The organism is Halorubrum zhoui, assembly GCF_051194155.1.
In the GTDB taxonomy this organism is placed as follows: domain Archaea; phylum Halobacteriota; class Halobacteria; order Halobacteriales; family Haloferacaceae; genus Halorubrum.
Genome location: NZ_JBLZNJ010000002.1, coordinates 362042 through 384967 on the forward strand (window position 1 = coordinate 362042; position 22926 = coordinate 384967).

The 22926-nt window shown below is 68.9% G+C and carries 24 protein-coding genes and 1 pseudogene; 10 read left to right on the plus strand and 15 right to left on the minus strand.

Annotated features, from left to right (window positions below):
• Together ACNTAO_RS03595 and ACNTAO_RS03600 are read left to right on the plus strand one after the other, a co-directional pair.
• Positions 1-432, plus strand: coding sequence for an Hsp20/alpha crystallin family protein (locus tag ACNTAO_RS03595; protein ID WP_435160581.1), 432 nt, complete (start codon positions 1-3; stop codon positions 430-432).
• Between the two features lie 139 nt (positions 433-571).
• A complete protein-coding gene (locus ACNTAO_RS03600; RefSeq protein ID WP_435160582.1) occupies positions 572-1594 on the plus strand; it encodes a glutathione S-transferase family protein in 1023 nt (340 codons plus the stop codon).
• A 60-nt stretch (positions 1595-1654) separates the two neighbouring features.
• Here ACNTAO_RS03600 and ACNTAO_RS03605 read toward each other — a convergent pair whose 3' ends face one another.
• Positions 1655-2356, minus strand: coding sequence for an HD domain-containing protein (locus ACNTAO_RS03605; protein ID WP_435160583.1), 702 nt, complete (start codon positions 2354-2356; stop codon positions 1655-1657).
• A gap of 170 nt (positions 2357-2526) precedes the next feature.
• Between ACNTAO_RS03605 and ACNTAO_RS03610 the strand changes: the two genes are divergently transcribed.
• The 3 genes from ACNTAO_RS03610 to ACNTAO_RS03620 all read left to right on the plus strand — a co-directional run bounded on the left by ACNTAO_RS03610 (position 2527) and on the right by ACNTAO_RS03620 (position 4404).
• On the plus strand, positions 2527-3324 hold the full coding sequence (locus ACNTAO_RS03610) for an alanyl-tRNA editing protein (RefSeq protein WP_435160584.1): 798 nt from the start codon (positions 2527-2529) through the stop codon (positions 3322-3324).
• A gap of 102 nt (positions 3325-3426) precedes the next feature.
• The gene (locus tag ACNTAO_RS03615) at positions 3427-3750 is read left to right on the plus strand and encodes a transcription factor S (protein ID WP_435160585.1); all 324 of its coding nucleotides are present in this window, start codon (positions 3427-3429) and stop codon (positions 3748-3750) included.
• Between the two features lie 105 nt (positions 3751-3855).
• Entirely contained in the window at positions 3856-4404 is a 549-nt protein-coding gene (locus ACNTAO_RS03620; protein ID WP_435160586.1) for a DUF6517 family protein, read from the plus strand.
• Here the strand turns inward: ACNTAO_RS03620 and ACNTAO_RS03625 are convergent.
• The 3 genes from ACNTAO_RS03625 to ACNTAO_RS03635 form a co-directional block, all read right to left on the minus strand.
• The gene (locus tag ACNTAO_RS03625) at positions 4401-4952 is read right to left on the minus strand and encodes a DUF7332 family protein (protein ID WP_435160587.1); all 552 of its coding nucleotides are present in this window, start codon (positions 4950-4952) and stop codon (positions 4401-4403) included. The two genes, ACNTAO_RS03620 and ACNTAO_RS03625, sit on opposite strands and share 4 nt — an antisense overlap.
• A 74-nt stretch (positions 4953-5026) precedes the next feature.
• Complete coding sequence (locus tag ACNTAO_RS03630; protein WP_435160588.1) at positions 5027-5446, minus strand: methylglyoxal synthase; 420 nt, start codon at positions 5444-5446, stop codon at positions 5027-5029.
• A gap of 48 nt (positions 5447-5494) precedes the next feature.
• Positions 5495-7420: a beta-CASP ribonuclease aCPSF1 gene (locus ACNTAO_RS03635; RefSeq protein WP_435160589.1), complete on the minus strand. Its 1926-nt coding sequence runs from the start codon at positions 7418-7420 to the stop codon at positions 5495-5497.
• A 212-nt stretch (positions 7421-7632) separates the two neighbouring features.
• Here ACNTAO_RS03635 and ACNTAO_RS03640 point away from each other — a divergent pair, with 212 nt between their 5' ends.
• A complete protein-coding gene (locus tag ACNTAO_RS03640) occupies positions 7633-8142 on the plus strand; it encodes a DUF7984 family protein (RefSeq protein WP_435160590.1) in 510 nt (169 codons plus the stop codon).
• A gap of 83 nt (positions 8143-8225) precedes the next feature.
• On the opposite strand, the gene ACNTAO_RS03645 is transcribed toward ACNTAO_RS03640, so the two are convergent.
• Positions 8226-9545 (minus strand): RNA-guided endonuclease InsQ/TnpB family protein, encoded by a 1320-nt coding sequence (locus ACNTAO_RS03645; RefSeq protein WP_435160591.1) that lies wholly within the window; start codon positions 9543-9545, stop codon positions 8226-8228.
• A gap of 38 nt (positions 9546-9583) precedes the next feature.
• Here ACNTAO_RS03645 and ACNTAO_RS03650 point away from each other — a divergent pair, with 38 nt between their 5' ends.
• Positions 9584-9727, plus strand: coding sequence for a hypothetical protein (locus ACNTAO_RS03650; protein ID WP_435160592.1), 144 nt, complete (start codon positions 9584-9586; stop codon positions 9725-9727).
• 146 nt (positions 9728-9873) lie between these two features.
• On the opposite strand, the gene ACNTAO_RS03655 is transcribed toward ACNTAO_RS03650, so the two are convergent.
• The 8 genes from ACNTAO_RS03655 to ACNTAO_RS03690 all read right to left on the minus strand — a co-directional run bounded on the left by ACNTAO_RS03655 (position 9874) and on the right by ACNTAO_RS03690 (position 15181).
• A complete protein-coding gene (locus ACNTAO_RS03655) occupies positions 9874-10740 on the minus strand; it encodes an SDR family oxidoreductase (RefSeq protein ID WP_435160593.1) in 867 nt (288 codons plus the stop codon).
• A gap of 87 nt (positions 10741-10827) precedes the next feature.
• Entirely contained in the window at positions 10828-11310 is a 483-nt protein-coding gene (locus tag ACNTAO_RS03660) for a GNAT family N-acetyltransferase (RefSeq protein ID WP_435160594.1), read from the minus strand.
• A 56-nt stretch (positions 11311-11366) separates the two neighbouring features.
• A complete protein-coding gene (gene psmA / locus ACNTAO_RS03665) occupies positions 11367-12143 on the minus strand; it encodes an archaeal proteasome endopeptidase complex subunit alpha (RefSeq protein ID WP_435160595.1) in 777 nt (258 codons plus the stop codon).
• A 4-nt stretch (positions 12144-12147) separates the two neighbouring features.
• Positions 12148-12627: an Rpp14/Pop5 family protein gene (locus tag ACNTAO_RS03670; RefSeq protein WP_435160596.1), complete on the minus strand. Its 480-nt coding sequence runs from the start codon at positions 12625-12627 to the stop codon at positions 12148-12150.
• A complete protein-coding gene (locus ACNTAO_RS03675; RefSeq protein ID WP_435160597.1) occupies positions 12624-13268 on the minus strand; it encodes a class I SAM-dependent methyltransferase in 645 nt (214 codons plus the stop codon). The genes ACNTAO_RS03670 and ACNTAO_RS03675 overlap by 4 nt, the downstream gene beginning before the upstream one ends.
• On the minus strand, positions 13252-14004 hold the full coding sequence (locus ACNTAO_RS03680; protein ID WP_435160598.1) for an RNase P subunit p30 family protein: 753 nt from the start codon (positions 14002-14004) through the stop codon (positions 13252-13254). The genes ACNTAO_RS03675 and ACNTAO_RS03680 overlap by 17 nt, the downstream gene beginning before the upstream one ends.
• 74 nt (positions 14005-14078) lie before the next feature.
• A complete protein-coding gene (locus tag ACNTAO_RS03685) occupies positions 14079-14948 on the minus strand; it encodes a DUF6498-containing protein (protein ID WP_435160599.1) in 870 nt (289 codons plus the stop codon).
• Between the two features lie 35 nt (positions 14949-14983).
• The gene (locus tag ACNTAO_RS03690; RefSeq protein ID WP_435160600.1) at positions 14984-15181 is read right to left on the minus strand and encodes a DUF5800 family protein; all 198 of its coding nucleotides are present in this window, start codon (positions 15179-15181) and stop codon (positions 14984-14986) included.
• Between the two features lie 211 nt (positions 15182-15392).
• Here ACNTAO_RS03690 and ACNTAO_RS03695 point away from each other — a divergent pair.
• Positions 15393-16313, plus strand: a pseudogene (locus tag ACNTAO_RS03695) (polymer-forming cytoskeletal protein); the annotation flags it as partial.
• A 703-nt stretch (positions 16314-17016) separates the two neighbouring features.
• On the opposite strand, the gene ACNTAO_RS03700 reads toward ACNTAO_RS03695, so the two are convergent.
• A complete protein-coding gene (locus ACNTAO_RS03700; RefSeq protein WP_435160601.1) occupies positions 17017-17796 on the minus strand; it encodes a ribonuclease H-like domain-containing protein in 780 nt (259 codons plus the stop codon).
• A gap of 156 nt (positions 17797-17952) precedes the next feature.
• Between ACNTAO_RS03700 and ACNTAO_RS03705 the strand changes: the two genes are divergently transcribed.
• The gene (locus ACNTAO_RS03705) at positions 17953-18462 is read left to right on the plus strand and encodes a CBS domain-containing protein (protein ID WP_435160602.1); all 510 of its coding nucleotides are present in this window, start codon (positions 17953-17955) and stop codon (positions 18460-18462) included.
• A gap of 46 nt (positions 18463-18508) precedes the next feature.
• Here the strand turns inward: ACNTAO_RS03705 and ACNTAO_RS03710 are convergent, their stop codons facing one another.
• Positions 18509-20671 carry an alpha-amylase family glycosyl hydrolase gene (locus ACNTAO_RS03710; RefSeq protein WP_435160682.1) on the minus strand — a complete coding sequence of 721 codons (2163 nt, stop codon included), beginning with the start codon at positions 20669-20671 and terminating at the stop codon, positions 18509-18511.
• 126 nt (positions 20672-20797) lie between these two features.
• Between ACNTAO_RS03710 and ACNTAO_RS03715 the strand changes: the two genes are divergently transcribed.
• Positions 20798-22882: a DUF7997 domain-containing protein gene (locus ACNTAO_RS03715; protein WP_435160603.1), complete on the plus strand. Its 2085-nt coding sequence runs from the start codon at positions 20798-20800 to the stop codon at positions 22880-22882.
• Positions 22883-22926 lie beyond the last annotated feature (44 nt).

Consider the following 22926-nt stretch of genomic DNA (forward strand, 5'->3'; position numbering starts at 1 on the left):
GTGTCACAGATCGTCGAAGCCGGCCGTACCGTCGTACACCGAGCGCTCGACCGAGCGGGACGCGGCTGGAGCAAGCTACAGGAGCGCCGACCGCTCTCGGTCGACGTCCTCGAGAGCGACGACGCCTACCTCGTCGTCTTCGACGCCCCCGGCGTCCGCGGCGAGGACGTCAACGTGCGGTTTCGCGACCACACCGTCGAGGTCCAGCTCGACCGCTTCCGTGACTTCTACGAAGACGCCGAGCTGGTGTTCCCCGGCCGCGGGCTCGAACTCACCGGAACCGCGACGCTCCCCGAAGACGCCGACGTGACCCCGCGTGGAGCGACCGCGACGGTCACCACCTACGGCACGCTCGAAGTCGAGATCCCCAAAGACGACGCGGTCGAGTCGGTCGACGTCGTCGAAGCGGACGACGCGGACGACGGCCACTGACGGGGTGCGCTGCACGCACGCGTCAGGCCGCGCGCGCTGCCCGTCCGCCACGCGCGTGTCGACACCGAGCGACGCACACCGATCCGGGTGACACGCGTGTCCCCGCCCCGACTATACGTCTCCAGGCCGTCAATAGGGTATGAACCAACTCGTCGACGGCGAGTGGCGAACAGACACCTTCGAGGCGACCGACGAGACGGGGGCCTTCGACCGGCAGACGACCACCTTCCGGAACTGGATCGCCGGCAGCGACGTCCCCGATCACGTCGACGCCGACCCCGACGACCGCTTCCAGCCGGAGGCGGGTCGGTACCACCTCTACGTCTCGTACGCCTGTCCGTGGGCACACCGGACGCTCCTCGCGCGGTCGCTGCTCGGACTCGAGGACGCGATCGGCGTGAGCGTCGTCGACCCCTGGCGCGGCGCGGACGGCTGGCAGTTCACGCCCGACAAGCCCGGCTGTACCGTCGACCACCTCCACGGGAGCGACACCCTCCGCGAGCGGTACGTCGCCGCCGACCCGGACGCGACCTGTCGGGTGACCGTCCCCGTGCTCTGGGACACCGTCGAGGAGACCATCGTCAACAACGAGTCGCGCGAGATCCTCCGGATGCTCACGACCGCCTTCGACGACCTCGGAGACGACGTCTCGCTGCTGCCAGACGACCCGGCGGCCCGCGACCGGGTCGACGAGGTCATCACCGACATCTACGAACCGATCAACAACGGCGTCTACCGCGCCGGCTTCGCGACCAGCCAGGCCGCCTACGACGAGGCGATAGACGACCTCTTCGCCGCGCTCGACCGGTGGAACGACCACCTCGCAGACCAGCGATACCTCGTCGGCGACACCCTGACCGAAGCCGACCTCTGTCTGTTCACGACGCTCGTCCGGTTCGACCAGGTGTACCACACCCACTTCATGTGTAACCGGAAACAGATCCACGAGTACGAGCACCTGTGGCCGTACACCCGCGACCTGTACCAGACGCCGGGCGTCGCCGAGACGGTCGAGATGGCTCACATCAAAGAACACTACTACACGACCCACCCCGACGTGACGCCGACCGGGATCGTCGCGCGTGGACCGGATCTCGACTGGGAAGCCCCACACGACCGTGACCGGCTAGGCGGTGAGACCCCGGTAGCCGCAGACGACTGAGTCGATCGAGTGACTCGGGAGACCGCGTCGGTAGCGTGGCCGCGAAACCACGGGTACCCGCTATCGGTCGGTGACGCCCGCGGCGTCCATCTCGGCGACCTCCATCTCGAGCCACTCGCGGAGCCACCGGACGCGCTTGAGCCGCTGGTGTGCGATGCTCTCTGCGGTGTCCGAGACGACCCGGTCGACGTGGTCGCGGCCGCGCTCGAGCACCCGGTCGACCATCTTCGCGGCGTCCATGTGCGTTCGGGATTCGTACCCCATGCGCAACAACATCAACACAGCGCCGTTCGCACCGACTTTGTCGAGCACGTCGGCCTCCATCAGACACCGGCTCTCGAGGGGGACGTCAGCGAGGTCGCCGGTGTACGAGTGGTCGACGACCGCGCCCGCCACCTCCTCGATGAACGACTCGGGGTACGCCCCACGGCTCTGGAGGTACTCCCGGGCGACCCGGGCACCGGCCTCGGCGTGGACGTCCTGGTCGGCTTCGAGCTTCGCGACGTCGTGGAACACGGCGGCGACCCGGACCACGTCGACGTCGGCCCCCTCGGCGTCGGCGATCTCCTCGGCGAGGTCGACCACGTTGAGGATGTGGTTGAACCGGTACGCGGCCGAGTGCCAGGGGTACCACCGCATCCGACCGCCGTCGTCTTCGGCTTCGACGCTGGCGGCGAGGTAGTCCCGCACGAACTGTTTCATCTCCGTGAAGTCCGCATCGGTGACCTCCGTCTGCTTAATTTCGACGCCCACACAGACCACCCCGGGCGAGAGACTCGTGATTCATTACGCTACTGGACGGGCGTTTCGTTCTTAGGCGTTACGACGCCCGCCGTCGGGCGGCAGACGGCGGACGGCACCCGGATCGTCACGCGAGCCGCGACCGGCAGCACCCCCGAGAGGTATAGGTGTGCCGACCGAGTAGCGCTGCCGTGACCGACCAGCGCTACCTCACCGACGACACGGTCGCGACGTTCGAGGCGACCGTCGAGCGAACCCTCGACGACCGACTCGTCCTCGACGGCACCCACTTCTACCCGACCGGCGGCGGACAGCCACACGACACCGGCACGCTGGTCGTCGCCGACGACCCCGATCGACGGTTCCGCGTCGTCGACGTCGAAAAGCAAGATGCCGTGTATCATACGGTCGAGCCGGCCGGCGGAGATGCCGACGCGACGGCGGCGGACCCCGACGACACGTCGACGCTTCCCGCACCGGGCACGGCCGTCGTGGGGACGATCGACTGGGAGCGACGACGGGCACACTCGCGGTACCACACCGCCCAGCACCTGCTGTCGGCGGCGTTGCTCGAGTCGTTCGACGCCCCGACGACCGGAAACGCGCTCTACGCGGACCACGCCCACCTCGATGCCGCCTACGACCGGTTCGACGACGCCGACCTCGAGCGAATCGAGGCGAGACTCAACGAACTCGTCGACGCCGACCTCCCGGTCGAGCGCTACACGTTGGACCGCGCGGCGGCGGAGACGACGCTCGACACCGAGCGGACGCGGATTCACCTCCTTCCTGACTCCATCACCGAGCTTCGCATCGTCGAGATAGGGGGGACTGGCGGCACAGAACCGTACGACCGCACCGCGTGTGCGGGCACGCATGTCGAGACGACCGGCGAGATTGGCGAGGTGGTCGTCACCGGTCGAGAGACAAAAGGATCTGACGAAGAGCGGATTCGCTTCGCGCTCACAGCCCACAGAAAAGCGCCCTGAGCCGGCGGGTGCGGTCTGCAGAACGCAGATCCGGTCTGGGCGGTGCCGCCGGGCGACACGACGGATCCCGCCGCTTATGTATCGTGCGGGGTTGTGACCGCCATGAAGTTCTGCGACGAGTGCGGATCGATGATGAAGTCGGGCGAGGGCGAAGACCACTGGGTCTGTACGGCGTGCGGCTACGAGGTCGGTCGCGACGACGACGACGAGGCCGTCTGGACGACGGAGTCGCAGGTCGAATCCGAGGTCGTCGACGTCAGCGACGCCGAAGACAAGGGGCTCCCGACGACGACCGCGCAGTGTCCCGAGTGTGACAACGACCGGGCGCACTGGTACATGCAACAGATCCGCTCGGCAGACGAGTCCGAGACCCGGTTTTTCGTCTGTACCGCCTGCGAGCACAAGTGGCGCGAAGACGACCACTGAGCGGGTCGCCGAACGCGGACGCCGGGTGCGTCGAGCGAAGACGACGAGACCGTCACGAGTGTGCTCACCCCGGTGTTTAACCCGCCTGCGCGGGACATATCGCGTATGGACCCGCCGGTCGTTCCCGCCGATCGGCTCGACGACTGGCACCGCGTCGAGCACACCACAGAGCGGCCGTTTGCCGCCGGTCCGGTGTCGGTCGCGGCGACGACGGTCCGGTACGAACGACCGGCCGAGCAGCCGCCCGCGCCGTTCTTTTTCGCGAGTCGACTGGCGATTCGACCCGAGACATCGCCGAACCGGGCGCTCACGCGGCTCGTCGAGCGTCGCGCACGCGCCGGATTTCGTGACCGTCTCGCGGACCGCGACATCGAGGGGGTCGAGTCGCACGGTGAGCGACGGATCGGCATCAAGGATCCGGCCGCCTCGCGCGCGACGCTCGTGACCTACCGCGGACAGGCCGTGATCGAGCCGGTCGAGGACCCACCCAGTGAGACGGGTACGAGCACGCCCGGGCGCGTCCCCGTCGAGGCCCTGCTCGCCGTGTGGACGGCCGACGACTACCTGCTCGCGGGAGGCGGTTATCCGCTCGACGACGGAGCCGAGGAGGCGCGTCGAACGCTGCTGAGACTCGTCCGTCGCGTGCGAGGCTAGCGTCGACACGGGACAGCGTCGGCGGCGCTTCCCACCGGCGGACCGTCGCCCCGGTACGTGGCCGTGTCGAGTGCGCCAGCGAACATCGGGAGCCGGAACTCGTAGGTGTACAGGAGGTCGAACGCGGCGAACGGGTTCGCGCCCGCCGCGAGGATCCCCGGCGCGTCGAGGCGGACGCCGGCCGCGAGCGTCACGATCCGTGCTCGGTCGAGGCTGCCGGCGAGTTCGACGCCCACCTCGTCGCCAGCGCCTGGATCCGTGAGGACCGACGCGTGGACCGCCGCGTCGATCTGTGCCGAGCCGTTCCCGATCGCGAGCGGGTACCCGTCGCCGGTGAAACACCGCGTGATCGGACCGACGTCGCGGGCGGGTGACCCAGCGGGTGACGGGTCGATCGAGTCGCCGGCGAGCAGGTCGTTGGTCGACCCGTCATCGACGACCTGCTCGCCGACGACCACGCCCGACCCCACCGCGGCGGCGAGACAGCAGACGCTCACGAGAACGACGACGAGCGTCGACCGACCGCGCCGCGTCGACGGTCCGTCCATGGTCGCGTCGACGTGACGTGCGGGATAAACCCCGCCGGACCAGGTATCAGCACTGAGAAGTGGGACGCGACTCGTCAGTCGGTGAGCGGCGACTCGTCGGCCAAGAGGTCGGTGTCGAACGACCCGCCGCGTTCGAAGAGCCCCTGTACCAGCAGCTCTGCGGTCGCCATGTTCGTTGCGACGGGGACGTCTTTGACGTCACAGACGCGCAAGAGCGCGGAGATGTCGGGCTCGTGCGGCTGGGCCGTGAGCGGGTCACGGAGGAAGATCAGGCCGTCGACGTCGCCGTCGGCCACCATGGCACCGATCTGGAGGTCACCGCCGAGCGGTCCAGAGGCCTGTGGCGTCACCGACAGCGACGTCTCGTCGGCGATCCGACCGCCGGTGGTGCCGGTCGTCACCAGCTCGTGGTCTGTGAGGACGTCCGCGTGGGTGCTCGCGAACGCGACCATCTCGTCTTTCAGTTCGTCGTGCGCGATGAGCGCGATGCGCATGTACTGTCGCTCTCTCGGTGGGGGCTTAAGCGCTCTCGTCGCGTCGAGTCACTTGAACCGGAACGTCTCCAGGTTCTTCGGGGCGAACGTCCGCATGTTGTAGTCGTGGTACAGCGCCGACGAGAGGTCCTGAACGGAGCGCTCGTCGCCGTGGACACAGAGCACCTTCTCTGGGCGCGGGTTCATCGTCTTCACGAAGTTCTCGAGGCCCTGGCGGTCGGCGTGTCCGGAGAAGCCGTCGACGGTCTCGACGCCCATCTCCAACGAGAGGGTGTCGCCGCGGCCGCCGTTGCCCCAGTCCGAGACGGGTATCTCGTCCCAGCCGTTCTGGATGCGTCGACCGAGCGTCCCCTGCGCCTGGTAGCCGACGAAGACGAGCGTCGAGTCCGGGTCGGGGCCGAGGTGGCGAAGCCACGACATGATCGGGCCACCCTCGACCATTCCGGAGGTCGAGAGCACGATACACTGGTCGCCGTCGGCGACGTCCTGGCGCTCGTCTTCGCCGCCGTCGATGTGGTTGAACTCCTCGGCGAGGAAGGGGTTCGCGTCCTCGTGAAAGATGCGGTCGCGGAGGTCGTCGCGCAGGTACTCCGGATACGTGGTGTGGATCGCGGTCGCCTCCCAGATCATGCCGTCGAGGTGGACCGGCATCGACGGGATGTCGCCCTCGCGCATCGCCTCCTCTAAAACGAGCATGATCTCCTGTGAGCGTCCCACCGCGAACGCTGGAATGACCACCTTCCCACCGTCTTCGTACGTCTCGTTGATGACCCGCTTCAGCGCACGCTCGGAGTCCGCCTGGTCGGTCTGATAGTCGTTACGGCCGCCGTACGTCGACTCCAACACCAGCGTCTCGACCCGCGGGAAGTCGTTGACCGCGCCGTTGAACAGCCGGGTGTCCTCGTAGTGGATGTCGCCGGAGAAGGCGACGTTGTAGAGCCCGTCGCCGATGTGGAAGTGGGTCACCGCGGAGCCGAGGATGTGGCCCGCGTTGTGGAAGGTGATCTTGACGTCCGGTGCGATGTCGGTGACGTCACCGAACTCGAGCGGGATGGTGTGTTTGATCGTCTCTCGAACCTGTTCGGACTCGTACGGCGGCGTCCGTCCCTCCTTGGCGGCGACGTCGAGGTAGTCGAGCTGGAGCAGCCCCATGAGGTCACGGGTCGGCTCCGTCGTGTAGACGGGACCGTCGTAGCCGTACTTGTACAAAAGCGGAAGCAGCGCCGAGTGGTCGAGGTGCGCGTGGGTCAACACCACCGCGTCGATGGTCGCGGCACCGGTCCCGAGCCCCTCGGGCACCTGCAGGTACGGAACCTCGCCCTCCGCGCCCGGCTTGTCGCCGCAGTCGATGAGGATTCGCGTCTCCGGCGTCGAGAGCACGAACGCGGCGCGTCCGACCTCCCGACAGCAGCCGAGCGTCGTGATCCTGACCCACTCGTCGTCCGCGAGCTCCTCGCGGTGGATCTGTCTCCCGACGCGCTCGAGGATGTCGCGGCGCTCGTCGCGCTCGTTCTTTAGGAAGCCGCGGACGTTCGAGACGGTCGACGACTCGATGGGCGGCGTCCGCACCACCTCTGGCGTCCACCCCACCTCCTGGGTGATCTCACGGAGCGTCGACCCTCGTCTCCCGATCACCATCCCGGGCTTCTGTGCTTCGATCACTACCTCACCGGTGTCCTCGTGAAAATCGAGGTCCGTCACGCCGGCTGCCTCGGGGATCACCTCACGGACCTCCGCTTCCGCCCGGTCGGGCGAAGAGAGCACGGACGGGTCGGGACGGACCGTGATTCGTTTCCGGAGTTTGGAGGCGAGTCGGCGTATCAGGTCACCGTCGCCGGCGAACTCCTTGGGGTCGCGGGTGTACACGACCAGTTCTGGGCCCTCGTACTTTACGTCCGTGACCTGGACGTCGCTCGGGACCTCCTGTTCTATCGTCGACTTCAGATTCTCGAGTTGCGTATCGACTTGGCTCATAGCTCGTCCGCGGGCCGTAAGGTGCCGTCGCCGTCTCGCCGCCGGGTACGCGACGCGTCCGAGTGCGTACGGGTGTCGGAAGACATCGGTGACGGACTCTCTGTATGTATCGATGCGGGAACAGCCAGCGAAAACCCGCTTGTATCCGAGTAGACCCCCGCCGTTATAAAACACTTCGCAAAACGGATATCCGTTCGCGGGCATCGAGACGCATGCGGATCACCCCGACGCTCGTCCGTGCAGAGCGCGACTGGCTACGCGAGCGCGCGCCGGTCGTCGTCCCGATACTGAACGAGACGCGCGACCGCCTCGCCCGGCGCTTCGACACGGAGGTGGCACACGTCGAGCCGGAGACGTACCGTCGCGAGGTCGACGCCGTCTTCGCGGACGGCGCGGTCGCGGTGAACGTGGCCGGCTACGTCAGACTGCTGCGCGACCTCGACGTCGAAAGAGACTACCCGGGCTTCGTCGTCGACGAGGTGCTCGGACGCGAGTTGGCCGCGACGATAGCTGGGGGGCAGCCGCTCTCGGTCCTCGCGGGGGCGACGTTTCACGTCGCCGATACGTTCGTCGACGACGACGCCACTGCGGCCGGTGCCGGCACCGCGGGTGCCGACGACCTCGACGCCGCGGTCGCCGCCGGATTTCAGACGCGGCTCCCCGGGTGGCCGTGGCGTGCGCGTGAGAGTCCGTTCGCGCTCGACCCACACGACGAACCCTAGCGACGTCGACCCGGCTACGACCGCCGCGCGTTTGACATCCTCCCACGGCTGAAGCCGTGGGATTCCTCCGGTGGGGATGTTGGCTATGCCGTCCCCACGGAGGCAAGTTTCCCGTCGTCGGTACTCCGGTTTGTGCGCTCCTCGTTGGGACTTGCCCTCTCGGGAGAGTGTGGTGTCTCCGACCAGTTGTGGTCGTCCAACTTGAGGCGCACGGGCCGTGCCATCGACCCGACTTCTTTGCCAACCTGTCGTTCCAGGAACACCCGCGACGCGTCGAGATCGGCGTGGCCCTCGTAGCCACACGAACACCGGAACGCGTCGCCGTTTCGCTCTGTCTCGTCACGTTCGCCACACATCGGGCACTCTACCGTCGTGTACGCTTCTGACTCGGCTTCGACCGTGATGCCGTACTCCTCGGCGGTCGTGGCGAGACGGTCGATGAACGAGCGATACGCCCAGAACTGGTGCGTCTTCTCGTTCACCTCTGCTGACCAATGTTCCGACAGCACGTCGGTAAGGTCGCCCACGTACACTGTGGCAACGCCCTCGTCGTACAGTCTTTCCACCAGGTCACGTACGAGTGCGTCCTGTGCGTGGTCGCGTCGTCGCGTCCGCTTGCGGTACAGGCGTTGAATCCGGCGACTGATGTATCGGCCCTCGCGGAGTTTGGACTGCAGGCGGGCAATCTCTTCGGTGGTTTCGCGGAAGTTGGCGAACAGGTCACGTCCCTCGTAGAGGTACTGCTGGCCGGTCGTGGTGGTACAGGCGACGATGTTGTTTGCTCCGACATCCAAGGCAGCCGATTCCTCGGCTAGTGGTGAATCCCGTCGAGAATCAGGTACGGTGACAGGCTGAATGGCCCTGAACGTATCGTCCACCTCGTCGTAGTACAGTTCCAACCGGCCCTGTTCGCCCTCCCATTTTGGGTCGCCAGCGACTTCGAGGCGCAGTCGGTCATGGTAGCCAAACCCGTACTCGTCTTTGAGGTCTTGGCCGACGGGGATTTCGAGGCGGCTCCGTTCGCCGGTTTCGAGGGTGTACTGGTCGTTACGGATGTACGTTCTCAGCTTACGCCCCTCGTTCTCGTTGCCCCAGTACCCCGGCAGGCCGTTGGCTTCGCCCTTCTCTTTCAGGGAGAAGAACGACCGCCACGCTTCGCTGTTCTTGTGAATCACCTGTTGGGCGGTGGCGCTTCCGAGGACACCGACGTACTGCTTGCGGTAGTCTTCGGTATCCCACACAGACGTGTCGATGTTGGGGTCGGTGAAGTTCTGGCGTCGCTCATAGGTAAGTTCGTTCCAGAGGCTGGCGGAGGCGTCCAATAGGTCGCGGAGCAGTTGCTCGTCCTCCGTGGTGAGCGGGCGCACTGCGAACGTATTGGTTCGCCTCACGACAATAGACATTTGTAGCTCTACGTCTAAATGTCTTTTGGACACAGCCGATGAGACCGAACATCGACATCTCGCACACGCTGAACGGGCGGGTAAAGGACTACGCCGAACGGCAAGAAATTGGCCTCGAAGACGCCTATCAAGAGATTATCGAAGCGGGGTTGGAAGCGGTGGAACATCCTGACGAGTCGTAGCGCGTGGACTGGTGGGCGATGTTGTCGCTGACACCCACCCCTGAAGGGGGTGGGCTTGCGCTCGCCACGTGTCACGACCCGACACCCCACGTCGCTCCTCCACGGAGCGGCTCTCTGTGGGTGCGTCCCGGCCACAGATCGGTCACTCAGGAGGTGAGCTTTCGGAGGAAGTCGAATCCGCGGTCCCGAACCGAGTCGGGGAGGAACCGCGCGAGGACGCCAACCCGCGCGGGTGTCCCGGGTTGGACGCGCGCCGGCGGGTTGCGTGCGGCCGCGGCGTCGACGATCGCCTCGGCGACGACGACCGGGTCGACCGCACCCGGTCCATCGCCACCGATCGCCTGGGCGTCCTCGAAGAGCGCGTAGAAGTCGTCGTACGCCCCGGATCGCTCGACGCCGTCGGTCTCGTCTGGGTCGGCTTCTCGGCGCACTCGGTCGGAAAACTGCGTGCGAACCGGCCCCGGCTCGACGACGACGACGTCGACGCCGAACTCCCGCACCTCGTTTCGAAGGGCGTCCGAGAGCGCCTCGAGGGCGAACTTCGAGCTCGAGTAAACCCCGCCGCCGGGGACGGCGACCCGACCGGCGACCGACGAGACGTTCACGATGGTGCCGTCGCCCTCGCGTCGCATCGCGGGCAGGGCCGCGCGGATCAACCGATGGGGACCGTAGACGTTCACGGCGAACTGGTCGTGAACCCCCTCGGGGGTGACGTCCTCGACGGGGCCGAACTGGCCGTAGCCGGCGTTGTTCACCAGCGCGTCGATCGTGCCCGTTTCGTCGAGCACCCGGGTGACGACGCGGTCGACGTCCTCCGGGTCGGTGACGTCGAGCGTCGCCAGCTCACAGCCCGCCTCGCCGAGCGTCTGTACGTCGGCCGGCCGCCGTGCGGTAGCGTACACCGTCCACCCTTCCTCGAGGAACGTCTCCGCCGTCACACGACCGATACCCGACGAACAGCCGGTGATGAGTGCCGTCTGCTGCACGGTCGACTCGTTGCGGGCCGTCGGCATAACTCTCCCGAAGACGCAGGTGGCGTGCGGTCACTCGTCTGGCGCACGGTCGCTCGTACAGCGGGCGCTGAATCGTGTGACGTTCGATTACTCGTTGGACGGGGTGAGCGATCGCAGCGACTCGCTGCGGACGCCCATGGCTCTGGAGTCGGGTGCCGTGCGCTCGAATCCCCACCGCCCGTAGAAGCCGTTGACGTCGGCGAGCAGGTCGACGTAGGCGCCGTCTGGAGCAGTCGCTCGTATCCATCGAACCACGGCGTCGACCATCGCGGTGCCGATCCCCCGTCCTTGGTGTGGCTCGGCGACCGCGGTGTCGACGAGGTGGAAGTTCGCGCCGCCGTCGCCGACGACACGCGCCATCCCGACCGCCGTCTCCGTGTCCGTCTCGACGACGTGAACGCCGAAGAGCGTGTTCGGGAGGCCGCGTTCGGCCGCCTCGCGGGACCGCTCGCTCATCCCGGCTGCGCGTCTGAGCCGACAGAAGGCGTCGGCCGTCGGCGGGGACGGCCGGAGTCGGTAGCCGTCTGGCAACAGCGCGGACGGCTTAGCCGTCGGATCGGGTTCAGTCATGTGACGCCACGTCCGCGGAGAAGCCTCGTCGTTTCGATCGTGGGGGCGCGACGCGACTATTCGACGTCGCCGGCGTCGTCCGCGTCGGACTCGTCGTCCGGCTCGGCGAGCAGGTCGTGGTCGGCAAGGATCGTCTCGAGTTCGTCGGCCGGCACCTCACGGTACTGCTCGTCGTCGACCGTGATCGTCGCGACGCCGACGCCGTCGGGCTCCATCCCCTCGTCCGTCGTCTCCGCGAGGGTGTCGAGTGCGAGTGCGACCGCCTCGTCCGTCGAGATGTCGGGCTCGTACTCGGCCTCGAGGTAGTCGCGGAGGTCGCTCCGGTTCGACCCGATAGAGAGCGCCTGCCACTCGTAGGGCGTCCCGGAGGGGTCCGTCTCGAAGAGGCGCGGGTCGCCGTCTTCGACGCCGCCGACGATCAGCGCGACCCCGAAGGGACGGGCGCCGCCAATCTGGGTGTACTGCTGGATGTGGTCGGTGATCGTCTTCGTGAGCGTCTCGATGCCGATCGCCTCGCCGTATCGCAGCCGATTGACCTGTGCCTGTCGGCGGGCGAAGTCGATGAGCTGTCGCGCGTCGGCGACGTGGCCCGCGCTGGCGACGCCGACGTGGTCGTCCGCCTTGTGGAGCTTCTCGATGCTCTCGGGCTCCATGAGCGGGGAGCGGGCGCGCTTGTCGGCCGCGAGGACGACGCCGTCTGCCGCCCTGATGCCGACGCTCGCGGTGCCGCGCTTGACGGCCTCACGCGCGTACTCGACCTGGTAGAGTCGGCCGTCGGGAGAGAAGATGGTGATGCCACGGTCGTACGCCTGCTGTTGGGATTGTCCCTGCATGATATCACTCGATGTCGAACGCGGTCGCGCCGACGGAACCCGACTCGGTCTGCACGTCACACGCGTCTCCACGCACGACGGCGGGCCGCTCGGCGCCCCCGAACGCGACGTCTCGCTGTGTCAAACTGGCGGCCGCGCGACCCATATATCTTTCTTCACAGGCTCGCACCGTCCCCGAGATTCCGCGCACGTGGATACCGACTGGGTCGCCGTCGACGGCACGCACACAGGCGATTGCGGCGCGAGCGGACTCGGTGTGGTCCCGTCGAACGCGAACGACCGCCTCGCCTGTACCCTCCGAAAAACGAAACGAAAGGAGTGTCAGCCCGGCGTCTGCGCTCCCCGGGTCACCGAGCAGGTTCCCCGCACTGTACCAGATCGCCCGCTGGAACGCCCGGCGGCCGAAGTCGGCGTCAGGCCACGCCTCGATCCCCACCGCGAGATAGCGCCACCGCGGCCGGAGGTGCTTCGGGAGGTGTTTCACAGGTCGCCGTCCGGCTGGTCGTCGTCGCCGAGTCGTTCGGCGACGATCACGCCCACCTGGTCGTGGACGCGCTCGACGTCGACCACCGCGAACCCCTCGTCGGTGAACGCCTCGACGAGCGTGCCGACCGTCGCCGGGTCGTCGACGTCGGGGCTGTAGAAGGGCTCGTTCGGGTCGGGGCCCGCGAAGAACATCACGTCGCCGAGGACAATTCGGCGCGCGCCCGTCTCGGCCATCGTCGCGATCGCCTCGCGCTTTTCGTCGTCATCGAGGTGGTGGAGCGCGAAGTTCGACGTGACGACGTCGATCGGGCGGTCGTCGGGCGTCGTGAGGTTCGGCTCACGGAACCGGCCGTACGCGAACTCGACGTTGGTGATCCGCGCCGCCGAGGCCTTCCGGCGACCCTCCTCCATCATCCCCTCGCTCACGTCGCGCGCGAGGACGTAGTCGGCGTCGGGTGCGACCGCGAGTGCGATCGCCCCCGTGCCGGCACCGATGTCGGCGACCACGTCGTCGTCGGTCGGATCGGCGCGGGCGACGACGAGGGACGCACAGGCGTGGTACTCGTCGCTCTTCGAATCGTCGTACGCGGCCGCTTTCTCCGTGAAGCGTGCCGCGTGCTCCTCAACGCTCCGTTTCATACCGGCCACGTCTGACGCCGGGCTCTATGAAACTCCCGGAGCGTCGGTGTCGATTTCGGGAGGCGATCGTCGCCCAGGCGGCCAGTCCGGCCTGGGTCCACTCGGGGTCGAACCCCGCCTCGGCGGCGACCGCGACGAGCTCCCGCGGCGCACGAAGCTCGAGGTGTGAGCGGGGGTTCGCACTCACGACGTGCGGGGCGTCGTAGTGTGTCACGATCTCTCGAAGCTTGCGGAGGCTCGCGAGCGCGCGGACCCGCGAGCCACCCGTCGACCGGAGCACCGGCCCGAAGTCGAACTCGACGTGGACGCCGTTCTCGCGGGCGGCCTTCGCGAGGACGTGGTTGAAGTCGCCGCCGGCCGCGGTCGGACGGGTCAACACGTCGACTCGCGGGGTCTCGACGGCGTATCGATTCAGCCGGTCGTCGCCGCCGACGACGCAGACGACCGTGTGACTCGAACGGGCGCTTCCGAGCGCACCCGAGACGCCGCCGGGGTCGTCGGCGTCGACCTCAACCGCGTCGACGACGTCGACATCGTACCGATCGGCGACGGCGGTAGCGGTGGGCGGCCGGTCGGTGTCGGACGCGTCGTCAACGCCGGCTTCCGTCGCTGACGCCGGAGAGAGCGCCGAGCGGGTCCGAACGACGATCCCGTCGTACCCGTATCGGGCGGCGGTGGCCGCGTGGCGCGCGACGGTGGCGTCGCCGTCTGGGTGGGCGTGGACCGCCTCGTACATACGGCTCGGTTCGACGCCCCGCGGTATCGTCGTTGCGCTTTCGAGTGCCGGGGCACGACACGCGGCTCTCGGTCTCACTCCGACCGGGGATCCTCGGGGAGGAACCAGGCCGCGAACCCGCTCGGATCGGACTGCGCACTCGCCAGCCGGCGCGAGCGGTCGACGACCGCCTTCGCGAGGGCGAACGAGAGGACGTACGCGAGCACGAGCGGGTCGACGCTCGCGGCCGGACCGAACGGGCCGGCGCCGGGGACGACGAGTTCGCCGCCGGCGATCGCGTCCCCGAGCAGGGCCGATCCAACGAGGAGTCCGACGAACGCGACCGGGACCGCGAGGAGCCCGACGGCGACGTAGAAGACGACGACCCGCTGGGCGGCTTCGACGGTCATGTACGCCGACCACGCCTCGTACCGCCGGGGGAGAAAGAACGTTCGGCGGATCCCGGCTAGCTGGCCGAAACCGACCGCGACAGCCGCGAGCACTACGGAGGGCGTGGTCGCGACGGCGACCGGGTCGACGCCGAGCGCGTCGGCGATCGCGATCGCCCCGAAGAGCAGGAACCCGACGACGCCGAGCGACCGGGTGACGACGGAGACGTTCCGGCGATACATCGGCGGCAGTCGCTCGGCGAGCTCGTCGGGAACGGCGCGGTCGACGAGACCGATCGGTTCGGGCTCGCCCGCCCATCGCTCCGGGTCGCGCTCGGAGCGCTTCGAGTACCCCGTGATGTAGAACGAGCGGTCTTCGAGGCGGATCGGCCGTTCGGCGAACAGCGCGGCGACGCTGTGGCCGGCGACGACCGCGGCGACCTCGACCCAGTAGACCGCGAGTACCTCGGCGGCGCGCCAGCCGAACAGCGCGACGCCGACGACGGGGACGAGCGCAGCGAGGAGGGTAAACGCGGGGGTAACGTGGTCGCGAGACAGGGCGTGTTCGAGTGTCATCGGTGGCCTCGACGTGGGGCGTCTCGGGGCGCGGCTCAGAGCACGTCGCCGATTCGGACCGGCTCGCCGTCGAGGGTCGGGTCGGACGCCACGATCTGTAACACCTCGTGGTCGGTGACGTCGCGGTACGCCTTACCCGTGGCCTCCTCGACGAGGTCGACGTCGAGCGTGAACGCCGTTCCCTCGTAGACGACGTCGACGCCGCGGTCGGTGAACGTCAGCTCGGTGGACATACCCCGGGTAAGTCGCCGGATCGTAATAGATCGTCGGATCGTCGTATCGACCTCGAGCCACCGGATCGACCTCGAACCACCGCGTCACTCCAGGTCAGCGCGCCGAGTCGCCAGAAACCGGCCACCGTCACCACCGCAACCGGCTCGTCGGCGTCAGACGCGCGACCGACGGCCCCTACCGTTTATGTGGTCGCGCGAAGTGACCACGGGTGTGTCACTGCGGGGACGCGGTCCGATAGACGCGCTCACGGTTCCGTCGGGGACCACCGTCGAAGAGCACGACGTGGTCACCGACGGCGACGTGCTCGTCGGCGGGCAGTCGACCGTGGAGCTGGGGATTCGCGGACGGAACGTCGCGCTCGGAGAGCGCGTGCGCGTCGCCGCCGACATCGAGGCCGAGGGAGACTGTCGGATCGACACCTGGGGGACGGTCGACGGTACCGTCCTCGTCGGCGAGGACGCCTACCTCGGCGAGCGGGTGACGATAACCGGCCAGCTGTTGGTCTCCGGCGACCTCGACATCGGCGACGACGTCACGATCGAAGAGGGGTTCGAGGCCAACGGCTGGATCGTGATTCGGAATCCGATCCCCACCATCGTCTTCTACTTCATCGTGCTCTCACAGCTGTTGCGCGCGGGCGAAACCGACGCCGCCGACGAGCTCGCCGCCGCCCTCGCCGACGGCGACGACGTCCGCGACCCCCTCGTGGTCCCTCGTGGGGCGGAGGTGTCCGACGACGCCTGGCGGGTGTCGACGCCGGCGACCGTCGGCGACGACTGTCGACTCCACGGCAACCTCCGCGCCGAGTCGATCGTCGTCGGCGAACGAAACGACGTGTTCGGGTCGCTCCGCGCCCGCGAGGACGTCCGCGTGAGCGACGGGACGACCATCCACGGCGACGTGACGAGCCGGAGCGGTACGGTCACCATCGAGGCCGGCGCCCACGTCCGCGGCGACGTGGCGGCGGGCGACCTCGTCGTCCACGAGGGCGCGACGGTCGACGGCACCCTTCGCGCCCGCGGCGAGATGAAGTTGGTCCAGTCGATCCCCGACGATCCACCGTCGACCGACGACGGGTCGACGGAGGCGGCGGCAGACGGCGAGGCCGACGAGAGCGGTGTCGACGAGGACGAGCCCAGCGAAGCCGGTGGACCCGAAAGTGCGAACGGCGAAGACGGCACCGACGAGCCGGCGGACGCGTCCGAGACCGCGGCCGACGAACAGACGGGGTCGCCGGCCGAGTCAGGTTCGCCGACGGAACCCACGTACACGGTCGAGCCGGCAGCGACCACGCCCACCGCGGCTCCAGCCGAGTCGGGGCCGAGCGACGACGCAGACGAGACGGCGGCGGCCAGCGCGAGACACACCGAGCCCGCGTCGGTCATCGACGACGCGGCGGCCGCGCTGGGCGCGGACGGTCCGGGTGCGTCGGCTGCAGACGACGCCGACGACGCCGACGACGCTGACGACGCCGACGACGCCGACGACGCCACCACCCCCACTACCGACGAGGAGCCAATCGACGGCGACGACCAGCGCGTCGACGAGAGCGGGGCCGAGGAGACGGCCGGGGTGTGGGACGGCTGGCCCGACCACGACGAGGCGGACCTGGCGGCCGACGCGGCGAGCGACCGGCTGTCGGACACGAGCGGTTCGCTCTCGTCGGTGATCGAGGAGGCCGAAGAACACGGCGACCGAAGCGAGGAGCCCGATCCGGGCGAAGCGGCCGCCGAGTCGGGAGACGTCACCGACGGGACCTAGCCGGTACGCGGTCGGCCACGAGTGCGGTTCGACCGGGAGGCCGCCACGTGGGGCGGTAGGTCCCTCCCGGGCACTACTCTTCTGTCGGCGGGGAGTCGTCGACTGCGGGCGCGAAGACGTCCCGATGGAGCGTCTCACACACCGCGTCGGCGAGCGCCCGGAGGTTCTCGGTGTCGGCGCGATTGTACGAGACCAGCGTCTCGAGGGCGTCCCGGTCTCCGCGCTCGTACTCGTGCCAGAGCCGAACCGCGTCGCGCCCGGAGAGGTCGCGGCGGTCGCGGTCGATACCCAACGTTCGCTCGATCGACTTGAGCCCGCCCGAGAGCCCCGCGCGACGACACGGGTACAGCAGGTCGAGGTGCGGGGTGTCGACGTCGACGTCGAACGACGCCTCCAGGAAGGGGACGTCGAATCGGGCCCCGTTGAAGCTGGCCAGCAGGTCGGCCTCGCGGAACTGTGCCGCGATGCGGTCGGCGGTGAGGTCGTCACCGGCGACGAGCGTGGTCGTCTCACCGGCGCGAGAGAAACTGACGGTCGTCACCCGATCGCGGCGTTCGTCCAGCCCGGTCGTCTCAATGTCGAAAAAGCAGGTGTGGTCTCTGAAGTCCTCGTACAGCCGCCACCGCTCGCCGCTCGGGAAGCAACGGTCGAAGTACGCCGCGTCGCCGTCGTCGAGGTGGCCCTGTGCGGTCGCGATGAACGACTCGATCCGGTCGGCGGTGGTCGCGCCGATACCGGGGACGTCGAGCCCGGGGTCGAAGGCGTCCCAGGTGTGGACGCCGCGCTCCCAGAGGCGGCGCTCGGTCGTCTCGCCGACCCCTTCGACGGGAATGAAACTGTTCTCGATGCGCATGGTCGAACGCGGGCGGCGGGCGAGTAAAAACTCGCGGGAGTTGGTCGCCGATCACGCCGTGAGGCGTTCTCGTCGACCCGATGATCGGCCGCCGGCCTACGTGACCAGCCGTCGACCGGCGTAACGCCTACCACGCGTCGCGGAGAGGTGGACGGTATGCAGGCACGCGACATCATGACGACGGACGTGGAGACGCTCGCGCCGGACGACGACGTCGCCGCCGCGTTCACCGCGTTCGGCCGACACGGGTTCTCGGGGTTCCCGGTCGTCGACGAGGCGAACCGCGTGGTCGGTGTGATCACCGAGTCGGACCTCGTCGACCTCTTCGAACCCGACGACGAGCCGCTGTGGATCCCGATCGGACTCCCGCCGTTCATCGACACGCTCACCTACCAGGTGAAGCCGCCGTGGGCCGACCTCGACCTCGGCGTCGACCTCGTGCGCAACGCCGACCGGCCGGTCAGTTCGGTGATGTCGTCGGCACCCGTAACGGTCGGACCCGACGCCGACCTCAACACGGTGCTGACGCTGCTCGCGGGCGACGACCCGAACGTCAACCGCGTCCCGGTCGTCGAAGCCGACGAGACGTTGGTCGGGCTGATCGCGCGCCAGGACGTGATCCGCGCAATTCGGGACGCGAGAGACGACGGCCACGACGCGACGTAGGTGAGTGGCCGTTCGGGCGCTCCCGCTCGTCGGTCGGCTCGCGGGGTCACGCCTGGCGAGCGAGGACGGCGACGCTGTCGACCGTCACGCGATCGTCGACGGGGCGCTCGTCGAACAGCTCGCGACCGACCCAATCCGGCACCGCGACGGTCGCCGTGTCGGCGGCGAAGTTGACCACGACGAGCAGTGACCCGCGCTCGTAGGCGGTCACCCGCTCTGGGTCTCCCTCGCGGACGGTGATGGCCGCCCGCCCAGCTTCGTGGTCGACCGGGGCCTCCGACAGCGACGGCTCGGCGGCGCGTACCGCGACGAGCCGACGGTGATACGCGGTGAGCGCGGCGTCGCCGTCGTGCCAGCGGAATGGCCCGCGGGTCGTCTCGTTTCCCCGCTCTTGGCCGGCGTAGATCATCGGTGCGCCCGGCAGGGTGAACGTCACGGCCGCGGCCGCTCGCAGCGCCGCCTCACCGTGTGCGGCAAGGTAGCGCTCCTCGTCGTGGTTCTCGACGTAGCGTAGCTGACCACTCGACGAGCCGAACCCGAGCCACCTCGCCCGGTCGAGGGCGTCGCCGATCGCGTCGGCCGGCGCGTCGCCGGCACCGATCGCGCGCAGCGTCTCGAACAACGTGGTGTCGTAGTGGACGTCGAACTCCCCCTCGCCGTAGAATGGGTCGTGTGGAAGCGTCTCGTCGAGGAGGAGGAAGTCGGTCGGCACCCGGGCCGCGACCTCCTTCCAGAAGCCGTGGGGGAGGCCCCAGGCGACGTCCGCCCGGAACCCGTCGACGACGGCCGCCCACTCGTCGACGACGTCCAACAGCCACGCGCGAACGGCGAGGCTGTCGACGTTCAGGTTCGGGATCCGCTCCCAGTCGAAGTAGTACTCGGGAATCGCCCCCGCGGGATGACTCGCCCAGTCGACTTCGGAGACGTCCGCCGACGCGTCGGCCCGGCGGTAGTAGTCACGGTACGCCGGGACGCCCGCGGCGTGCAGCTGGAACGCGGGATGGTCACGCGAGGTGTGGTTGATCACGAGGTCGAACAGGACCCGGATCCCGGCGTCGTGGCACGCATCGACGAGCGACTCGAACGCCGCGCGTGAGCCGAGATCGGTTGCCGTCCGAACGTAATCGGTGACGTGGTATCCGTGTTCGGTCGGCGAGGCGAGCACCGGTGTGAGCCAGAGGACGTCCACCCCGAGGTGCTCGAGGTACGGGACACGGCGTTCGATCTCGTGAAACGTCGTCGGGAGCGTCTCGCCTGCGAACGACCGTACGTACGCCTCGTATACGGTCGGTGACGACGCCCAGGCAGGCGATCGATGCGGGTCGGTGATCGACACCGACCCGTCCGGCCGGTGGCGAACCCGCAGCGTCGCCATCGGTCCGTGTCGGGCCGCGTGTGGTACCGCGTGGATCCGAACGTCGTTGGGAAGCACCGCGAGCGGCACCGACAGCGATCGTGTCGTCGCGTCCGGTCGCTCGACGGCCCTCGACTCGACTGCCGCGACCGTCTCCGGATCGGCGTCGCGGTCGTCGACGAGGAAGGAGACGGCGACGTCGGCGGGGTCGACCCCGGTGAGCGACGGGTCGGTGTCGAGTGTCGGCGACCCCTCGATCGTCGCGGTCACGACGAGCCGGGGGTGGGTCTCGTCCGTCGACGATCCATCGGCTGTCACGCGCCCGGACAGCGAGACGGACGGCCGGCCGGGACCGGGCACCGTGTGCGTGCAGTGATGTTCGGTCGCCCGGTCGTCGTTGAGGACGAATCCGACGTCGTGGCGTCCGGGTGGGACCTGCGTTCGGTACACCCACGCGTCGCCGTCGCGGGTCGGCCGATCGCGCGCGAGAAGCCGGTCGTTGTGCCGCCACATGATCGACACCCGGTGGACAGACGCATCTGGGAGCGGCAGGTCCGAAACGGGTACGCGAATCGTCGTCTCCCGCCGCTCGTCGGGGAAGACGCGCACCCGCTGTCTGTGGGTGCCGTCCGGTGCCTCGAGCGCGAGGTCGTACGTCCCGGGCACGTCGGGGTCGAGGTGAACCACCGGGTCGTCGGGTCGGCTCGTCTCTCCCGGAACCAGAACCGACCCCTCGCTCGCCGCCGGTGCGTGCTGGACCGTCCACGCGTAGCGTCCGTCTGGCTCCGGGTTCCGCGGCGCCAGCTCGACGGGCCGACCCGCGCTCGTCGCTCGTGGGGGACCGGGTTCGTGCATGCGTGGACTGGGGACGTCGACCGGATTGGGCGTTTCGCCGGTCGGCGCGGCCGAGGGGTCGCGTCGGATCATCACAGACGATCGTGACACCAAACGTTCATGTGCCGTCGGCACCTCGCCACGGTGATGCGACTCCGCGACGCGCTCGCCGACGTCGAGCGAACCGGCGCCCAAGACCGGCGCTTCCCCGGCGAGCGCCGCACGACGAGCGGGCGATTCATCGGCGGCGACGGGCGGCTGGTACACGTCGATCCCGCCGGAACGCTGCGTGACTTCGGCTCCCCACTCACCGGGCGACACGGACTCGCCTGGGCACGGTTCGGCGTCGCGGTCGACGACGACGTGACCTGGTTCGACGACGACCACACCGAGAGCCGGTACGTCGAAGGTGTCCCGCTCGTTGAGACGACACACCGCACCGACCGACTCGCCGTCCGCCGATACGATCTGACGATCGGCGAGACGCATCTCACGCGAGCCGCCCTCGACGCCGCGGCGGCCGTCGCCGCCGACCGGGTCTCGCTCGTGGTCCACGCGGCGTTCGCGCCGGATGGCCGCGAGGACCGAATCGGCCAGCTGCGGTTCGACGACGCCGTCGAAGTGTACCACGACGACGAACACGACTTCCTGGCGAGCGCGACCGGGCTCACGGCGATCCGCGGACGGCGCCCGCTCGACCCGGCCGATCTGCTCGCCGACCCGACCGCCGTCCGTCCCAGCGACGACCGGGAGACCTGGCGCGATGAACAACAGCTCTCCGGTGAGGTCCTCGTCGACGTCCCCTTCGAAGACGGGGTGGCGACCGTCGCGACGCTGCTCACCGACCAGCGAGAGACCGACCGCGAGACGGCCCGGGGTCGGCTCGAAACGCGGTTCGACGAGCTTGACTCCGTCGACGCGCTGGTGACCGCGGCCGGCGAGACCGTACCGTCGGTGCCCGAGGAGATACCGGCGCGGGCGGCGGTGACCGCAGACCTCACCGTCCTCTCGCTGTTGTCTGCACCGAGCGGTCTCCGTATGGCCGGCCCCGACTTCGACCCGCACTACCTCCACTCCGGCGGGTACGGCTACACCTGGTTCCGCGACGACGCCGAGATCGCCGGCTTCCTGCTCGCGGCCGACGAGCAGCTCGGACTCGGACTCGACGACTGGCACGCCCGCTCGGCGCGGATGTACGTCGCCACCCAACTGCCCGACGGCTCGTGGCCGCATCGGGTGTGGCCGCACTCCGGTGCGCTCGCCCCCGGCTGGGCCAACGGCCGGATCGAGGCGACCGACAGTCCGGACTATCAGGCCGACCAGACCGCGAGCGTCGTCGCGTTTCTCGCGCGAGCGCGTGACGCCGGCGTCGACGTCGACGGACTCGACGCCGCCATCGTGCGCGGCCTCGCGAGCCTCGACGAGTCGCTCGCGGTCGACGGCCGGTCCGTCGTCTGTCAGAACGCCTGGGAGGACGCGATCGGCCGGTTCACACACACGGCCGCGACGTTTCTCGAGGCGTACAGCGCGGTCGCGGTCCACGCGCCGGACCTCGAAGCGGGCGTCGCGGCCGACGTCGCCGACCGATTCGAGACCGCACCCGTGGCCCACGCCCGCGACCGTGCCGGGGCGGTGTACCGAGCCATCGACGACCTCTGGGTCCCTGGCCGGGGATCGTACGCGGTCTCCGAGGCACCACGCGGGGGGCTCGACGAGCGGCTCGACGCGGCGACGCTCGCCCTCGTGAGTGCCCACGGCGCGTACGACCGGCTCGAAGCCGGCGGCGCGGTCGAGGACGACCGCCTCGACCGGCTCACTGAACACGTCGAGACGGTCGTCGACGGGCTGGCCCGCGAGACCGACGCGATCCGCGGGCTCGTTCGCTACGAGGGCGACACGTGGCGACGAGACGGACAGGACGCCTCGAAGGTGTGGACCGTCTCGACCGCGTGGGGAGCACACGCCTGCGGCGAACTGGCGGCGCTCCTCGCCGACCGCGGCGACCCACGGAGCGCCGACGTCGCCGACCGTGCGCGCGACCTCCTCACGTGTATCGCGCCTCGTGGGCCGTTGTGTGCAGCGACCGGTTACCTCCCTGAGCAGTACTTCGACGACGGCACCCCGGACAGCGCGACGCCGTTGGGTTGGCCACACGCTATCCGGCTCGCGACCGTCGGGCTCCTCGATGCGACCGACCGACTGGCGGTCGACGAGCTCGCCGCGAGCAGGTGAGTGCTCGGGCGTCGAGCCGCCCGAATCGAGAACGAGCCGCCAGT

Excerpts from the sequence above, each read along its gene's own strand:
- ACNTAO_RS03675 (WP_435160597.1), bottom strand. The coding sequence starts at position 13,268 with ATGAAACGGAGCGTTGAGGAGCACGCGGCACGCTTCACGGAGAAAGCG.
- ACNTAO_RS03640 (WP_435160590.1), top strand. The coding sequence starts at position 7,633 with ATGCGGATCACCCCGACGCTCGTCCGTGCAGAGCGCGACTGGCTACGC.
- ACNTAO_RS03700 (WP_435160601.1), bottom strand. The coding sequence starts at position 17,796 with ATGCGCATCGAGAACAGTTTCATTCCCGTCGAAGGGGTCGGCGAGACG.
- ACNTAO_RS03660 (WP_435160594.1), bottom strand. The coding sequence starts at position 11,310 with ATGACTGAACCCGATCCGACGGCTAAGCCGTCCGCGCTGTTGCCAGAC.
- ACNTAO_RS03600 (WP_435160582.1), top strand. The coding sequence starts at position 572 with ATGAACCAACTCGTCGACGGCGAGTGGCGAACAGACACCTTCGAGGCG.
- ACNTAO_RS03710 (WP_435160682.1), bottom strand. The coding sequence starts at position 20,671 with ATGCACGAACCCGGTCCCCCACGAGCGACGAGCGCGGGTCGGCCCGTC.
- psmA (WP_435160595.1), bottom strand. The coding sequence starts at position 12,143 with ATGCAGGGACAATCCCAACAGCAGGCGTACGACCGTGGCATCACCATC.
- ACNTAO_RS03655 (WP_435160593.1), bottom strand. The coding sequence starts at position 10,740 with ATGCCGACGGCCCGCAACGAGTCGACCGTGCAGCAGACGGCACTCATC.
- ACNTAO_RS03615 (WP_435160585.1), top strand. The coding sequence starts at position 3,427 with ATGAAGTTCTGCGACGAGTGCGGATCGATGATGAAGTCGGGCGAGGGC.
- ACNTAO_RS03715 (WP_435160603.1), top strand. The coding sequence starts at position 20,798 with ATGCGACTCCGCGACGCGCTCGCCGACGTCGAGCGAACCGGCGCCCAA.
- ACNTAO_RS03625 (WP_435160587.1), bottom strand. The coding sequence starts at position 4,952 with ATGGACGGACCGTCGACGCGGCGCGGTCGGTCGACGCTCGTCGTCGTT.
- ACNTAO_RS03650 (WP_435160592.1), top strand. The coding sequence starts at position 9,584 with ATGAGACCGAACATCGACATCTCGCACACGCTGAACGGGCGGGTAAAG.
- ACNTAO_RS03690 (WP_435160600.1), bottom strand. The coding sequence starts at position 15,181 with ATGTCCACCGAGCTGACGTTCACCGACCGCGGCGTCGACGTCGTCTAC.
- ACNTAO_RS03645 (WP_435160591.1), bottom strand. The coding sequence starts at position 9,545 with ATGTCTATTGTCGTGAGGCGAACCAATACGTTCGCAGTGCGCCCGCTC.
- ACNTAO_RS03680 (WP_435160598.1), bottom strand. The coding sequence starts at position 14,004 with ATGTACGAGGCGGTCCACGCCCACCCAGACGGCGACGCCACCGTCGCG.
- ACNTAO_RS03630 (WP_435160588.1), bottom strand. The coding sequence starts at position 5,446 with ATGCGCATCGCGCTCATCGCGCACGACGAACTGAAAGACGAGATGGTC.
- ACNTAO_RS03620 (WP_435160586.1), top strand. The coding sequence starts at position 3,856 with ATGGACCCGCCGGTCGTTCCCGCCGATCGGCTCGACGACTGGCACCGC.
- ACNTAO_RS03705 (WP_435160602.1), top strand. The coding sequence starts at position 17,953 with ATGCAGGCACGCGACATCATGACGACGGACGTGGAGACGCTCGCGCCG.
- ACNTAO_RS03685 (WP_435160599.1), bottom strand. The coding sequence starts at position 14,948 with ATGACACTCGAACACGCCCTGTCTCGCGACCACGTTACCCCCGCGTTT.
- ACNTAO_RS03635 (WP_435160589.1), bottom strand. The coding sequence starts at position 7,420 with ATGAGCCAAGTCGATACGCAACTCGAGAATCTGAAGTCGACGATAGAA.